Origin of the sequence: Paenibacillus sp. HB172176 (genome assembly GCF_011947265.1) — a bacterium.
Taxonomy (GTDB): Bacteria; Bacillota; Bacilli; order Paenibacillales; family Paenibacillaceae; genus Pristimantibacillus.
In genome coordinates, this window is the sequence record NZ_JAATHD010000003.1 from 373,936 (window position 1) to 389,664 (window position 15,729).

General features: G+C 50.0%; 14 protein-coding genes. 12 read left to right on the forward strand and 2 right to left on the reverse strand.

Annotation, left to right across the window (positions count from 1 at the left end; all coding sequences use genetic code 11):
- Window positions 1–14: 14 nt before the first annotated feature.
- The 8 genes from HFP08_RS06530 to HFP08_RS06565 all read left to right on the forward strand — a co-directional run bounded on the left by HFP08_RS06530 (window position 15) and on the right by HFP08_RS06565 (window position 9,552).
- Window positions 15–1,610 (forward strand): extracellular solute-binding protein, encoded by a 1,596-nt coding sequence (locus HFP08_RS06530; protein ID WP_168119716.1) that lies wholly within the window; start codon window positions 15–17, stop codon window positions 1,608–1,610.
- 148 nt (window positions 1,611–1,758) lie between these two features.
- Window positions 1,759–2,559 (forward strand): adenosylmethionine decarboxylase, encoded by an 801-nt coding sequence (speD, locus tag HFP08_RS06535; protein ID WP_168119717.1) that lies wholly within the window; start codon window positions 1,759–1,761, stop codon window positions 2,557–2,559.
- Window positions 2,560–2,581: 22 nt separating this feature from the next.
- Complete coding sequence (locus tag HFP08_RS06540; RefSeq protein ID WP_168119718.1) at window positions 2,582–3,451, forward strand: SDR family oxidoreductase; 870 nt, start codon at window positions 2,582–2,584, stop codon at window positions 3,449–3,451.
- 96 nt (window positions 3,452–3,547) lie between these two features.
- Complete coding sequence (locus tag HFP08_RS06545; RefSeq protein ID WP_168119719.1) at window positions 3,548–4,783, forward strand: aminopeptidase; 1,236 nt, start codon at window positions 3,548–3,550, stop codon at window positions 4,781–4,783.
- A 234-nt stretch (window positions 4,784–5,017) separates the two neighbouring features.
- Window positions 5,018–6,040: a Delta(5) desaturase DesA gene (gene desA / locus HFP08_RS06550; protein WP_168119943.1), complete on the forward strand. Its 1,023-nt coding sequence runs from the start codon at window positions 5,018–5,020 to the stop codon at window positions 6,038–6,040.
- A 117-nt stretch (window positions 6,041–6,157) separates the two neighbouring features.
- Window positions 6,158–7,294 carry a sensor histidine kinase gene (locus HFP08_RS06555; RefSeq protein ID WP_168119720.1) on the forward strand — a complete coding sequence of 379 codons (1,137 nt, stop codon included), beginning with the start codon at window positions 6,158–6,160 and terminating at the stop codon, window positions 7,292–7,294.
- Window positions 7,291–7,902: a response regulator transcription factor gene (locus HFP08_RS06560; RefSeq protein ID WP_168119721.1), complete on the forward strand. Its 612-nt coding sequence runs from the start codon at window positions 7,291–7,293 to the stop codon at window positions 7,900–7,902. Before HFP08_RS06555 ends, HFP08_RS06560 begins: the two co-directional genes overlap by 4 nt.
- Window positions 7,903–7,983: 81 nt before the next feature.
- Complete coding sequence (locus tag HFP08_RS06565; protein WP_168119722.1) at window positions 7,984–9,552, forward strand: ABC transporter substrate-binding protein; 1,569 nt, start codon at window positions 7,984–7,986, stop codon at window positions 9,550–9,552.
- A 100-nt stretch (window positions 9,553–9,652) separates the two neighbouring features.
- Here HFP08_RS06565 and HFP08_RS06570 read toward each other — a convergent pair whose 3' ends face one another.
- Entirely contained in the window at window positions 9,653–10,522 is an 870-nt protein-coding gene (locus tag HFP08_RS06570; protein ID WP_168119723.1) for a tetratricopeptide repeat protein, read from the reverse strand.
- 2 nt (window positions 10,523–10,524) lie between these two features.
- Entirely contained in the window at window positions 10,525–11,490 is a 966-nt protein-coding gene (locus tag HFP08_RS06575; protein ID WP_168119724.1) for an ATP-binding protein, read from the reverse strand.
- A gap of 146 nt (window positions 11,491–11,636) precedes the next feature.
- Here HFP08_RS06575 and HFP08_RS06580 point away from each other — a divergent pair, with 146 nt between their 5' ends.
- The 4 genes from HFP08_RS06580 to HFP08_RS06595 all read left to right on the forward strand — a co-directional run bounded on the left by HFP08_RS06580 (window position 11,637) and on the right by HFP08_RS06595 (window position 15,674).
- Window positions 11,637–12,005 carry a GntR family transcriptional regulator gene (locus HFP08_RS06580; RefSeq protein WP_168119725.1) on the forward strand — a complete coding sequence of 123 codons (369 nt, stop codon included), beginning with the start codon at window positions 11,637–11,639 and terminating at the stop codon, window positions 12,003–12,005.
- Complete coding sequence (locus HFP08_RS06585; protein WP_168119726.1) at window positions 12,002–12,880, forward strand: ABC transporter ATP-binding protein; 879 nt, start codon at window positions 12,002–12,004, stop codon at window positions 12,878–12,880. The genes HFP08_RS06580 and HFP08_RS06585 overlap by 4 nt, the downstream gene beginning before the upstream one ends.
- Window positions 12,881–13,567, forward strand: a complete 687-nt coding sequence (locus HFP08_RS06590) for a hypothetical protein (RefSeq protein ID WP_168119727.1) — start codon at window positions 12,881–12,883, stop codon at window positions 13,565–13,567.
- Window positions 13,568–13,898: 331 nt separating this feature from the next.
- Entirely contained in the window at window positions 13,899–15,674 is a 1,776-nt protein-coding gene (locus HFP08_RS06595; RefSeq protein ID WP_168119728.1) for an ATP-binding protein, read from the forward strand.
- Window positions 15,675–15,729 lie beyond the last annotated feature (55 nt).

Consider the following 15,729-nt stretch of genomic DNA (forward strand, 5'->3'; position numbering starts at 1 on the left):
AGGAGGACACTCATATGAGAAAGAGCAGAAGAAGGCTATGGCTGTCCGGATGGTCGGGCGTGCTGTTGTTAAACTTTCTGCTGGTTGGCTGCGAGTCCGGAAATCAACATTCTGCGAACGGGCCGACCGCCACAGTGGATCCGCCTGTATCCGAATCGTTCATCGTCAGCGAAAAGCCGCTCACGCTGAGCATCTTCTATTTCCTGCAAAATAACGTGTTTAACGACAATTGGCCGGTGTTCAAGCAAGCTGCGGAATGGACGAACATTACTTTGCACGGCACCATTCCGCAATCGGCTACGAATGCCGATCAGTTGTTTCATCTGATGATGACAAGCGGCTCCATTGACGACATAGTGGAAACGACGAAGGACAATTTCAGCAAGTATGGCTCGCAAGGGGAGTTCGTGCCGCTGGATACGTTAATTGATCAGTATGCGCCTCACTACAAGGCGTTTCTGGAGCAGAATCCGGATGTGAGGCGAAACGCCACTTCGGCGGACGGCCATATGTATTTTATTCCGTTCGTATCGGACGGCGAGCTCTCGACAGGTTGGTTCATTCGTCAAGATTGGCTGGACAAGCTGAACCTTGATGTTCCGACGAATGTACAGCAGTTTCACGATGTCTTAACCGCGTTCCGCGATGGGGATCCGAACGGCAACGGCAAGCAGGATGAAATTCCTTATTTCATGCAGGGCAAGGAATATGGCATTTATTATTTGCTCGGGCTGTTCGATGTGGGCTGCCGAGATTTTTGCCTCTCTACGGACGGCAGCCAGGTCGTGTTCGGCGCGATGGACGACGCGTATGCCGCAGCTATTCAGAAAATTTCCGATTGGTACAACGAAGGGTTGATCGACCCCGAAATTTTCACCCGCGGATCGGAGGGGCCGACCTATTTATTCGGTAACGACCTGGCAGGATCAACCCACGATTGGTTTGGCAGCGCATCATCCTTTAACGATACGATGCAAAGCAAAGTGCCCGGGTTCTCGCTTCTTCCAATCGCTCCGCCGGCCAGCGAATCAGGCCGCGTCATCGAGTGGGATTATCGCAATCGCAACAAGGATTTCGGCTGGGGCATTTCGGCTCAGAACGCCTATCCTGAGGAGACGATGAAATACTTCGATTTCTGGTTTACGGATGAGGGACGAAGGCTCAGCAACTTTGGCGTCGAAGGGCAGCACTATACGATGGTGGATGGCAAACCGACTTTTACGGATGAGATACTGCGAACGGGAACGGTGAACGTAACGCTCCGCAATCTCGGAGCACAGCTCGGCATTGGATTTCAGCAAGATTTCGAGTACGAGAAGCAATGGACGAATGCGATCGGTCTAAAGGGACTGGAGCTCTATACGGCAAACAATTATGTTAAGTATCATGTGAAGCTCCCCATCCTCCCCTATACGATTGAGGAGGAAGCGGAAGTGAAGAAGCTGAAGGGCGCGATTGAAGACTATCGGGATGAACAGGCCAAGAAGTGGATTCTACGAAACGAGAAGGTCGCCGATCATTGGGAAGAATACAGCGCAGCCTTGAAAAGGATGGGCATCGATGAATTGCTGGAAATCATGAATCGGGCATACAATCGCTACAAATCATGAATGAAACCGAAACGTTTGATTCGGAATATCATTTATCGGTTACATAAAGAGCAGACGAGCAGATTGATCTCGCGCTGCTCTTTTTGTGTTTATTTTGGAATCAGAGGCCGTTGCTCGGGAAATAGTAGGTAAAGAAGAGGTGATCAGCATGGCGTTAACAGCACAAGAACGCATTCAACTGCATGGCTTCAATAATCTGACCAAGACGCTTAGCTTCAACATGTACGATATCTGCTTCACGAAGACGAAGGAAGAGCGGGAGGCGTATATTGCTTATATTGACGAGCAATATAACTCGGATCGGCTGACCTCCATTCTGAATCAGGTAGCGGAAATGATCGGGGCGCATGTGCTCAATACGGCAAAGCAGGATTATGTGCCGCAAGGAGCCAGCGTGACGCTGCTTGTCTCGGAAGGTCCGGTCGTGGAGGTGCCTGTTGATTCCTATGAGGAATCGCCGGGACCTCTTCCCTCCGTTGCCGTGCTTGCGCTGGACAAAAGCCATATTACTGTCCACACCTATCCGGAATATCATCCGAACGAAGGCATAAGCACGTTCCGCGCGGATATCGACGTCTCCACTTGCGGGGAGATTTCGCCGCTCAAGGCACTTCGCTTCCTCATTCATTCCTTCGATACGGACATTATGATGATCGATTACAAGGTGCGCGGCTTCACCCGCGATATTAACGGTAAGAAGCTGTTCATCGATCACGAGATCAATTCCATTCAGAATTATATTCCGAAGGAGCAAAGTGAGCTTTACGACATGATCGATGTGAATATTTATCAGGAAAATCTGTTCCATACCAAATGCCGGCTTAAGAAATTTGATCTCAACAATTATCTGTTCGGGTATACGAAGGACTCGTTGTCGGATGAAGAGCAGGAAGAGATTACGAATCGCCTGAAGCAAGAGATGGACGAAATCTTCTATCATATCCAATGAAAAAACAAGGAGCTGAGTGAGCATGTCCAGTACGCCAACAAAGAAACCCATATTCCCGCCGCAAAATCAAAATCAGCAGCCGGGCATCGAATCAGAGATGCTTCCGCTCCCGGTATTCGAGACGCCGGCTTACAAGGCTGCCGGTAAGCTCGCAGGCAAGGTCGCGATTATTACGGGAGGCGACAGCGGAATCGGAAGAGCCGTTGCCGTGGCTTATGCGAAGGAAGGCGCTGAATTAAGCATCGTCTATAAGAACGAGCATGGAGACGCAAAGAAGACGGAGCAGCTCGTGACGGAATACGGCGCTCGTTGTCTGCTGCTTCCCGGAGATACGGGTGACGAGGCGTTCTGCAAGAACGTGATTGCCCAGACGATTCAGACCTACGGCAAGCTCGACATTGTTGTCAACAACGCGGCAGAGCAGCATGTCCGCAAGAAGCTGGAGGATATTACTTCGGAGCAGCTTCATGCCACCTTCCAAACGAACGTATTCGGCATGTTCTATCTGACCATCGCCGCGATGCCGCATTTGAAATCCGGCAGCTGTATTATTAATACGGCATCCATTACGGCGTATAAGGGAAATCCGACATTGATCGATTATTCATCGACCAAAGGCGCAATCGTCTCCTTCACCAGGGCGCTCGCCGCGAATGTGGCTGGAGACGGAATCCGAGTGAACGGCGTTGCGCCGGGACCGATCTGGACGCCGCTCATTCCAGCCTCCTTCGATCCTGAGTCCGTGTCCACCTTCGGCTCCGATACGCCGATGGGCAGGGCGGGACAGCCGCATGAGCTCGCTGCGGCGTATGTCTATCTCGCGAGCGAGGACTCCAGCTATATGACGGGTCAGATGCTGCATATTAACGGAGGCGAGCCCGTGAATGGTTGAGCCCGCGATTAGGAATGATTCTGTGCGAAATGATATAATGATGAAGGAGGGCGTGATGGCCCGGATAATCATTATGAAGCATAAGGAGATGTACATATGACGCGAGAGTTAAGCAGCAATCTGGAGAAATACGCCGAGCTGATCGTTCGTACCGGCGTGAATGTGCAGGAAGGCCAGGATGTGTTCGTAACCGGGGCTGTTGAGGCTGCCGAGCTTGTTCGTAATGTGGCGTCCAAAGCGTATGAAGCGGGAGCGAGAAACGTTCATGTCGATTGGACGGATGACGCATTGTCCCGCTTGAAATATGAGAAGGCGGCGCCGGATGTATTCGAGCAATTTCCGGAGTGGGAGACGTCCAAGCGCAATTCGTTCGTGGAGCGGGGAGCTGTGTTCATCTCCATCGTGTCTTCGAATCCGGATTTGTTGAAGGGCGTGGATTCCGCCCGGATTTCCGCTTTCCAGAAGGCATCGGGAATGGGGTTGAAGGAGTTCCGCAGGGCGATTCAGTCCGACAAGGTCAGCTGGACTGTTGTTGCCGCCGCAGGCCAGGATTGGGCGGCGAAGGTATTCCCTGACGCTTCCGGCGAGGAAGCCGTTCAGAATCTTTGGACGGCGATCTTCGACTCCGTGCGGCTTCATGAAGCCGATCCGGTTGAAGCATGGGTGAAGCACAATGAAACGCTGCATGAGAAGGCGGAGATATTGAACAAGCATCGCTTCGCCAAGCTGCATTACACGGCGCCCGGTACGGATCTCACCGTAGGTCTGCACGAGAAGCATCTCTGGGTCGCTGCGGGCAGCACGAATCAGCAAGGAAACTCATTCATGGCCAATATGCCGACGGAAGAGGTATTCACCGTGCCTCTGAAGGATGGCACGAACGGTTATGTCAGCAGCACGAAGCCGCTTAGCTACGGCGGCAATATTATCGACAAGTTCAAGATTACGTTCGAGAACGGTCGGATTGTCAAAGCGGAAGCCGAGACTGGCGAGGAAATTCTGAACAAGCTGGTCGAGATTGACGATGGCGCGCATTATCTGGGCGAGGTGGCGCTCGTTCCCCATGAATCGCCGATTTCGCAATCCGGCATACTCTTCTACAATACGCTGTTTGACGAGAATGCTTCGAATCATCTTGCTATCGGAAGCGGCTACGCCTTCAATGTGGAGGGCGGCAAGACGATGTCGCCGGAGGAGCTCGAAGCGCATGGCGTCAATTCGAGCATTACGCATAATGACTTTATGATCGGCTCGGCCGAGATGAATATCGACGGCATTCAAGCCGACGGCACCGTCGTTCCCGTGTTCCGCAAGGGGAATTGGGCTATTTAACCGCATTTCCTGACAGAATACAGCAAAGAAGCAGTCTTCTCCAATCATTCGCACAAGTCGCCTATATGACATTTGTCATATAGGCGACTTGACGTTTATGACTGTTGGCGGCGTCGAATGAATTCTACAATAGAGGTAGAATCATTGACGCTGCGATGAATTTGTCAGAAACGGCGTCCCTACGAGGAGGAAGACAGCGTGCTGGAACAGAAACAAGCGCAATTAAAGAAAAGCATGGCTCCATTCGAGAAAAATAATATGAAAACAAGTATCGGACAATTGATAAATTCGCTTATTCCAACATTATTGCTGTGGTATGCGGCCTATTATTGCCTATCGATTTCTTATCTCTTGACGCTCGCGATCAGCTTGCTCGCGTCGGCATTTGTCATTCGGACGTTCATTATTTTCCATGATTGCTGCCATGGCTCGTTCTTCAAGAATAAGAAAGCCAATGACATTCTGGGAATTATAACGGGAGTCATTACCCTGGTGCCTTATCAACAGTGGAAGAACGCGCATGCGATACATCACGCGACGAGCAGCAATCTCGATAAGAGAGGCGTCGGCGATCTCTGGATTCTGACCGTTGAAGAATATGCGTCTCGAGGCTGGTTCCGAAAGCTGCTATATCGCGCGTATCGTCATCCGCTCGTCATGTTTGGACTCGGACCGATAGCCGTGTTCGCGGTGCAATACCGCTTCAATCGCAAAGGCGCAAGACGCAAGGAACGGATGAATACGTATCTGATGAATGCGCTGATCGTATCTCTCTACGCACTGATGTGCTGGGCGATCGGCTGGCAGGCTTTCCTGATGGTGCAGGGACCGATCTTCTATCTATCCGGCTTGCTGGGCATATGGCTGTTCTACGTGCAGCATCAGTTCGAGGATTCCTACTTCGAGAACGAGGACGAGTGGAGCTATGTGCGAGCGGCGGTCGACGGCAGCTCCTATTATAAGCTTCCGAGGATGCTTCAATGGCTCACCGGCAATATCGGCTTTCATCATGTTCATCATCTTAGCCCCAAGGTGCCTAATTATTACCTCGAGGATGCCCATAATTCCGCTCCTCCGCTTCATAAAGCAACAACGATCACAATCAGGCAGAGCCTCGCATCCTTGAAATTCCGTCTGTGGGACGAAGAGAGCAAGAGATTCGTCAGCTTCCGGGCGGTCAAACATCGTCTTCGGCAAGGGCAGGCTCCCGCTGTGACCATGAAAGCGAAGAAGATCGATCCGCTCAAGGCCGGCTGAACGATGCAGCGTTCCATCGTTCCCGATACTCTGCGAGTCTTGCGCAGCAATGACGTTATGCTACAATGAGGATGAGCTATCGGTTCTAAGTACAGTTCAGGCAAGGAAGGGCAGACCATGAACAAGTGGTATCAAATTTTCCATCGGAACACGGGACTCAGTCCTTATGTTTGGGTAGTTTTCTGCATTCTGCCGTTCTATTTTATTTTTCGTTCCTCATCGCTTGCGGGCGTATTGTCCGGCATTGTGATGATCCTCCTGTTTTTTATATGCTACCGGCTGTCCTTTGTGTCCAAAGGATGGCTTGTCTATTTCTGGACGAGTATCCAGATCATGATTTCCATCTGGATGACGCTTGCGTTCAGTTATGTGTATTTCTCGATCTTTCTTGCTTTCTTTATCGGCAATATCAAAAATCGCGCAGGCTTCTTCACGCTCTATGCGATTCATCTGGTCAGCACCTTCATTACTGTCAATTACGGCTTTGCGACGCAAAATCAATTGCTGTACACTCAGTTTCCGTTCATTCTGATCTCTTTGATCATTATCATTCTGCTGCCGTTCAACACTTACAATCAGAAGAAGCAAGGTCAGCTTGAAGGGCAGCTCGAGCATGCGAACAAACGAATCTCTGAGCTCGTCAAGCTGGAGGAGCGTCAGCGCATCGCGAGGGATCTGCATGACACGCTCGGTCAGAAGCTGAGCCTGATCGGGCTGAAGAGCGATCTCGCAGGCAAGCTGATATCGAAGGATCCGACGAGGGCGCAGAGAGAAATACAGGATGTGCAGCAGACGGCTCGCACCGCTCTTAAGGAAGTGCGCGAGATGGTGACGCAGATGAGGGGCGTAAGATTGGAGGAAGAGCTGCATCATATTGAACAGATACTGGGAGCAGCCGGAATCGAACTTAGTCTCGAGGGCGACGCGAGAATAGAGAACACGACGCTGCTCACGGAGAATGTGCTCAGCATGAGCCTCAAGGAAGCGGTTACGAATGTCGTGAAGCATAGCGGAGCCGAAAACTGTCGGATTTCCATCGCATCCACGCCGACGGAGCTTATTGTGACGGTTGCGGACGATGGCGTCGGAATGGCAGCTTCGCCGGGTTATTACCGAGGGAATGGACTGAGGGGCATGAAGGAGCGCTTGGAGTTCGTCAACGGAAGCATGGACATACGTTCGGAATCGGGCACAACGATCATGATTCGAGTACCCCATGCGGCAGAGCAAGGGGTGAAGGAGCTGAGCGAATGATTACAATCGTCATAGCCGAGGATCAGCGGATGCTGCTCGGCGCGTTGTCCTCTCTTCTCGATCTGGAGGAGGACATGCAGGTTGTGGGCAAGGCGAGCAACGGCGAGGATGCGCTTCGACTGGTGGAGCAGCTCCGGCCGAATGTATGCGTGATGGATATCGAGATGCCGGCGAAGAGTGGGCTGGAAGCGGCGGAAGAGCTGAATAACGCAGGCTGTCCGTGCAAGGTTATTATTCTGACGACCTTCGCGAGAGCCGGTTATTTCGAGAGGGCGATCAAGGCCGGCGTAAGCGGCTATCTGCTGAAGGACAGCCCCAGCGAGGAGCTGGCGAGCTCCATCCGAAGCGTCATGGGGGGCAAGCGCATCTACGCTTCGGAGCTGATGGACGAAGCGTATGGCGGCGGAGCGGATAACCCGCTGACCGAGCGCGAGAAGGAAGTGCTCGAGTTGGTCGCCGACGGGAAGAATACGAAGGAGATAGCGGGGGAGCTGTTTCTGACGACGGGAACCGTTCGAAACTATATTTCGGTCATTCTGGATAAGCTGGGCGTGAGCAATCGAATAGAAGCGATAACCCGCTTCAAGGAGAAGGGCTGGTTCAAATGAACCGGCTTTTTTCTTTTTTTCTGCAACCTTTTTCCAGTTCATATCGTATTTAGTTATGGTACATATTGGAGCAAATAGGAGATGGAAAGGAAGGGTCGCGTGGGTATGAAGAACGGGTTTACCGCAATAATCGCATCGACGTTGTTATTATCCGGCTGCAGCTTTGGTTCGGGAGGGTCGGAAAACACTACAGAGCAACAAACCTTGAAGGTGATGTATTACGACGAACAGAGCTTCTTCCAGCAGTATGGCATGCTGTTCACCGCTTTGCACCCCGAGGTGGATATTCAGGTGGTTTCAACGCAGAGCATCTATAATCGTTCGGGCAGCGAGGATGAAGAGATCGATTACGAGGAGGCCATGCAGCAATTCATTGATGAGGAGCAGCCGGATCTTCTCATGCTCGATATTTCCAGATACGAGAAGATGGCTCAGGACGGCAAGTTGTATGATCTTGGAACCTATATAGCGAAGGATAAGTACGATACGGCAGGACTTGTTCCCGGTCTGGAGGATTACATGAAGGAGCTCGGCGGGGGGCAGCTCTACGGCCTTCCTATCGGATTGAACAGCCAGGTGATTTTCTACAATCGGGATTTATTCGACAAGTACAATATCGCGTACCCGACAGACAAGATGACATGGTCCGAGATTATTCAGCTTGCGAAGCAATTCCCAACAGATGGAGAGGCGGAGGATCGGGTATACGGCCTCAAGATGGGCTACAGAAGCGGCTTGAATCAGGTCGGCAGCATGCTCGCGAATTCGGAGGGCTTAAGCTATGTGAACGCGAAGACGAAGACGATGACCATCGATACGCCGGCATGGAACAATATTTACGAAACGGCGCTTGATATCATCAACTCGGATGCCATCTACGACGAGAGCAGACAGAATGAGGGCGGGATGGTAACGAGCAACTCTTATGAGGATTATTTGCTGAGAGATCCGTTTATGTCCGGACGCGTAGCGATGACGATAGACGGGAGCTATCTCATGCAGCAAATGAAGGAAGCGAAGAGCTATATCAAAGAGGAAGGCAAACTGATTGGCAACTGGGATGTCGTGACGACGCCTGTGAGCGCGCAGAATCCGGATCAGAGCGCCAATGTGTATTATAATCAGATCTATGCCATCGCCAAGGAATCGCCAAACGCGGATGCCGCATGGAAGTTCATCAGCTACATGTCCAGCGACGAATACGCTCGCGTCATGTCCAAGATGGGCTACAACAATGGCTTTCCAATTCGCACCAAGTATATCAAGGATGAAGAGAATCACAATTTGGCGGCCTTCTATCAGTTGAAGCCGACGCGTCAGACGATGACGAACGAGGATTATCAGAAGCTGCCGCAGCAATTCAGCATGATGTTCTATCAGACGATGGAGAGCGAGCTTTCCAAGGTGGAGTCTGGGGACGAGTCCGTTGCGGATGCCTTGTCGGTGCTTCAAGTGAAGGGCGAGGAGTTGCTGGCGCAGGAGTCGATGTCGGATGAAGAGCTGAATCAGATGATGATGGAGAATGCGAGCGAAGAGAAGAGGAAGGTTATGGAGGCTGCCGGAGAGATTGTGCCGGAGGATTCCGCCGACGCCGATACGGCTGAAGCGTCGGAGGCGCCTGCGGAGGAAGTAGAAGCTTCCGCTGAATAATTGAATGTGAGACCCCGGGGAAATAATAAGAAGCGATTCCTGCCAAACCTTCGAAAGGCGGCGGAATCGCTTTTTTCTGTTGAGCTGCGAGCCGGATTCCTCAGCTTCTTCTCCAACCGAACACCTTCACATGCACCAACAATTTGGTCGTCCAATGCGTCAGTACGTAGAGAATGATGAACAGAATGACAAGAGGCTTGAATACAATCCATGCGATGAACCAACTGAGCAGCACCTGCCAAGGCTTCATGCGCTTGAGCAGCGTCGCAGGCGCAAGCAGAATGCGGTAGAATCGATAGTTTTTCTGCAGGGCTTCGAGATAGCTTTCTCGAATTTGTTTGTCGGTAGGATCCAATTGAACGGAATTTTTCAGCATAAGAAGATAGTCGTCATAATCTCCCCGACGTTCGGCGGCCCAGCCAAGATAGAGATAAACTTGATAGGACTCGACCTCGAGCCGAAGCGCCTGCCTCGCGATTTGCCTTGAAGCCGCGACTTGGCCGAGCAGTGCTTCTGTATAGCTAAGGCCAGCCAGATAGAGCGCATTCTCCGGGGCGAGCTCCAGGCCGTCCAAGAGCTCCTCCTTGGCGCGGGAATAAGCTCCCTTCCTGTTCAATGCGTTGGCTCGAAGGAAGAAGTAGAAGGCTTCATTCGGATCAACGCGTTGTGCTTCTTGCAGGCATTGCTCGAGCTCCTTCCATTTCTGCTGTTCATAGAAGATGACGCATCGAACGAACCAGGCAATGCGATTGTCCGGATCGCGCTTCAAGGCTTGGAGCGACCAGCTCTCCGCATCCTTATACTGCTCCATTCGCATGACCACCTGCGCGAGAACGGCGTAGGCATTCGCTTCATCGGGATTCTCCGCAATGAGCTGCTGTGCCTCCTGCATCGCATCCTTATATCGCTTCAATTCCAAAAGCTGATAAATCTTCGAATATCGAAGCTCCGCCACTTGTCTGGTTATCATCGCTATTTCAATCCATTCGTTTTAATGTAATCTAACACGACGCCATAATCACTGTTCACATCGCTGAAGGTTGCGTAATTTTTCGCCGTGGCGAACCATTCGAGAGTGGTCGCCTTACGCTGTTTCGCCGCTTTTCGTATGTCCTCCTGAGTAATCGGTTCGATCTCCCCGGATTCCATCATGCGTTCCACCGCTTCCTCGACTGCATCCTTGACAATCTGCTCGAGATCGGCTCCGGAGAAATGCTTGGTTTCCTTGGCTATTCGTCCAAGATCGAGCTTGTCGGAAGGCTTGCCGTTCAGCTTGAGCTGAAGAATCGTTGCCCGCTCCTGTTCCTCGGGCGGAGGGACGAAGGTAAGATGATTGAAGCGTCCGGGTCTGCGCAGAGCGGGGTCCAAGTACCAGGGCGTATTCGTCGCTCCGATGACGTAGACGCCGTCATTGAAAGAGCTGAGACCGTCCAGCTCCAGGAGCAGCTGGTTCACAAGCATGCGGTCATGATGCTGGCGCATGCTGTTGCGGCTTCCGCCCATCGCGTCCAACTCGTCTATGAAGATGACGCAGGGTTTATTCTCGCGCGCTTTCTCGAACAAGTCATGCAGGTTGCTTTCCGTCTGACCTACATACATGGACAGAATAGCTTGCAGCTCCACATGAATAAAGCTGGCGTCGATTTCTCCCGCAATCGCTCTGGCAAGAAAGGTTTTCCCGCAGCCGGGAGGGCCGTATAGCAGGATGCTTCCTCCTGCTTCTTTGCCGTAAGCGGCGAACATCTCGGGCTGCTTCATCGGCAGAATGAAATTCATTCGAATTTTCTTCTTTACCGCATCAAGACCGCCGACATCCTGGAAGGTTTCCTTCGGCTTCTCTGTCTCGATCAGCCCTTTGCCGTCCTTGTCAAGATGAAGCACCTTCAGTTTATTGCGGCGCCGCTCCGCCAGATCATCGCGATCATTGAAATCTGTCATCTCTATCATCCCTTTGCCTATAGGATTTATTGCTTCAATTATAGCAGATTCATTCTTTGATAGAAAAAAAGGATTTGACAGAAAGTTGAATCGGTTGTATGGTTAGTTACATGAGTAATGAACCGAATGAGTAAAGAGGTGAAGCCATGTTTGACGATCGGAGTCCAATCTATCAGCAAATTGCGGATGGAATTAAGAACGATATTGTAAGCGGGACTCTGCAAGAAGGAGACCAGGTCATGTCAACTAATCAATATGCGAGCTTCTACAGAATCAATCCAGCAACGGCAGCGAAGGGCTTTCAGTTGTTGACGGATGAAGACATTCTATACAAGAGGAGAGGAATTGGCATGTTCGTGAGTGAAGGCGCCAAGGAGAAGCTGCTGTCGGAGAGAAGAGAGCAATTCTTCGAAAAGGTTGTCGATGATATGTTCATGCAAGCGAAGCAAATCGGCATACCCGTTCAGGAGATTATTAACAGAATTCATAATTTGAACAAGGAGGAGAAGGAATGAGTCAGACGATCGAGGCGCAGCATCTGTCGCTGCGCTATAAGGAGAAGCTGGCGCTGAATGATCTCTCATTCAAGCTTGAAGGCGCCAAAATCTTTGGATTACTGGGACGCAACGGGTCGGGCAAGACGAGCTTGTTAACGATTCTCGCCTCCTATATCGAACAAACAAGCGGAACGATCCGAATCAACGGGCAAGAGCCTTTCGAAAATGCGGAAATGATGCGCCAGGTTTGCTTGGTTCAAGAGAACGGTTATCTATCGCAAGCCATGACGGTGAAGGATGTAATGAAGCTATCCGGAGATTGTTGGCCGAATTGGGATGAAGCTTATGCGCAGAGGCTTATTGAGAAATTCGAGCTGCCGGGCAAGCTGCAGCTGCAGAAGCTGTCGCGAGGCATGAAGTCGGCGCTTGGCATTACCGTTGGGCTGGCCAGTCGCGCGCCGTTTACGATATTCGATGAAGCGTATTTGGGACTTGACGCTCCGTCAAGATATTTCTTCTATGACGAGCTGCTCAGCGACTATATGGAGCATCCGCGAACCATTATTCTCTCCACGCACTTGATTGAGGAAGTGAGCAAGCTGTTCGAGGAGGTGCTGATTCTGGATCAAGGCAAGCTTTTGCTGCAGGCGGAGATTGAAGAGCTTTTGCAGCAAGGATGTACCGTCACTGGCCGTGCCGACCATATTGACGAGTTTGCGATGGGGCTTCCCGTGCTGAATGAACAAAAGCTTGGAAGCACGAAGTCCATTATAATATACGGCAAGCTCAGCCAATCGAAGCTGACTCAAGCTTCCGTATTAGGCTTGACTCTGGGGCCGATTGCCTTGCAGGATTTGTTTGTTCATCTGACGCAGAAAGGAGGGCGGCCATAAATGAAGGACTACGAACGCAAGCCGGCGGGAACGGTTTTCGCGCATCTATGGTCGGCCTATCGGAAGGTTATCTTGTGGTATTGGATGGTTTATATCCTTGTATTTATCGCAATTGGTGTATTATTCGATATGGATATCATCCCGAGCGAGGAATTAAGCTCATCCGGTGTTTGGCTTCAATCAGGCAGTATACCGGGTTACTTTCTATTTGTTCTCGGAATCATGCTTACACCGCTCAGTCTCGCCAACTTTGTATCGAGCGGCGTTACGCGCAAGCATTTCACGACAGGATCAACTCGCATGCTGCTTATTGCGGCGGCGCTATGCGCTTGTATCATCACGGCGGGAATTCCGGCGGAGCAGTTTCTCTACAGTCGATTTATAGACCGGGAGATATTGAATCACCCTCCCCTTCTCCGGTTTCTGATTGAGCATTTTGCGCTTTTTGCCGGCTATTTCAGCAGCGGATGGATGATTGGTACGATCTTCTATCGATATCCATGGCATCTCGGCATTCTGTACAGCGTCATCGCCTACTGTCCCACGCTTCTGATTGAAACGGCGATCAAGCATGACGAGTGGAGCACTCTGATAACGATTCCCGCCATGATCCTATTATGCGTGTTGATGGTTGTCGTTAATTTCATGCTGCTGCGGCGAATAAACATCAAGCGGCGCTTGATTTGAACGAACTCTTAAAAAAGCTGCTTCTTTGATCGATAGGGTCAATGAAGCAGCTTTTTTCCATTGTTGAAATGATTAAATCTGTTGCTATTCTATTTAGAATATAGGAAAATGTTAATAGGTAAAAAATGGCGAACGATGTCGAAATTTATCAGATAAGCTTGGGATGATCCGGGGTGTATGAATGAAAGTTTCTCGCAAAATACTAATGTCACTGATCATTTCATTTCTAGCTGCCGCTTTCTTGCTTCCAATTGATTCCTTTGCTGCTAACAAAACGGATTATCAAAGCATCACAGAATGGCAGATGATATGGGAAGATTCGGGAAAAGAAATGACCATCGATCAAGTTTCGCAGCTGGAAGATGATGCGGAATGGATACGCATTCATGTCGGCGATTCGTACCCGCAGGTTCCGGAGGGCGTCAAATCGGCATGGATTAAGCTGCGTCTGCCGCAGCTGACAGAAGAAAGACCTACGCTAAATTTCGACAAGCTCTATGCAAAGGATGTCTCAGTCTATCTGGATGGTGAAGTGATATATAACCGCACGCGTAATTACGCCTTCGATATGAATGAGTTCCTTCTTCCAATTAGTAAAGAGGAATCTGGGGGAACGATATATATCAGGCTCGTGATGAACGGGGAGAATCTCGGACTTCAAGATGCTGTGAAGGTGGGAGAGTTTGACGATCTGTTCAGGAGTTTTATTAAGAAGGATCTTGTTGATGTCGTGCTCGGCGCCGCACTGGTTTTTATCGCATTCTTCATGATCGTCAGTGTCCTTTTTCTAAGGAAGGATTTTATTCCCGGTTGGAATTCTTTATTTCTGGTTATTCTTTCTATTGGCATCATGATATTAACGTATTCTACCTTTCTGGATACCTTCTTCCCTCAATATGGTATTGTCTTCTATGTACTGTTCGATGTGGCTTCATCCATTCTGTTGCCTGCTTTATACTTTTTCCTCGAAAAAGTATTAGGCCGAGGGCCGTTTGGATTAATCGCAAGGTTTAAGAAGATTCAATTCTATTTCACTTGCATTTATCTTACGATGATGATTTTGAGCTTCTATTCGGAGGTTGTTTACAACTTATATTTCAGTGTGGGGGTTCTTGTATTTGGTCTCTCGGTGGTTGTCGGCAACCTGCTTTTTATCTTCTGCTTGGCCTATGAGTGCATGAACAAGAATAAGGAAGCTATCATTCTTGCGTCCGGAATCAGCATATTCGCGGGGGTATGTCTGCTCGAGATCGCTTGGTACTTCTATAGCGATAAGCCATACAGAATGTTTTACTGGAAATTCAGTATTCTGTTCTTTCTCTCATCCCTAATTATTATTCTGGTCCGCAGAGTGATGTTTAATTATGAACAAGCGGTGCAATATTCCAAGCAAATCGAAGTATTCAATGATGAGCTCCAGCGGAATGAGAAGATCGAGCTAATCAGCAATCTGGCTGCTTCCGTTGCGCATGAGGTTCGAAATCCACTGCAGGTAACGAGAGGGTTTTTGCAATTGCTCGGAGGAGAATCCGATAATCCGAAGAAGAAGGGGTATATGAATTTGGCGATAGAAGAGCTTGACCGTGCTTCGGAGATTATTACGGATTTCCTTACCTTCGCCAAGCCCGATGCAGCAGAGGTGCTGAAGCTCGATATTACAGAGATTGTTCAGCAGACTGTAGCGATCATGGCACCGCTTGCGACGATGTCTGGCGGAGTTATACGAACGGATCTGGAGAAGGAAATGTATGTAAAAGGCAATGCGTCCCGATTTAAGCAAGCATTGATTAATATGATCAAAAACAGCATCGAAGCATTTCGGGAAGAAGGAGAGGTTTTCATTCATGTCTACCTGGATGAGTCGAAGAAAAGGGTTGTTTTAAAAATCAAGGACAACGGCGAAGGAATTGACGAGCAGGATTTGAAGCGGCTTGGGGATCCTTATTATTCGAAAAAAACGAAGGGAACCGGGCTTGGGTTGATGGTCACTTATCGCATTATTGAATCCATGAACGGGGATATTGTGTATAGCAGCGAGAAAGGAAGAGGAACCGAGGTATACCTCTCCTTCCCGCATTTTGAGGACCATCTTGATTTGAGAGAATAGGTGGGAAATATTCCAGAGTGCCGATGATAGTATTCGTTATCGGCGTTCTGTCCAT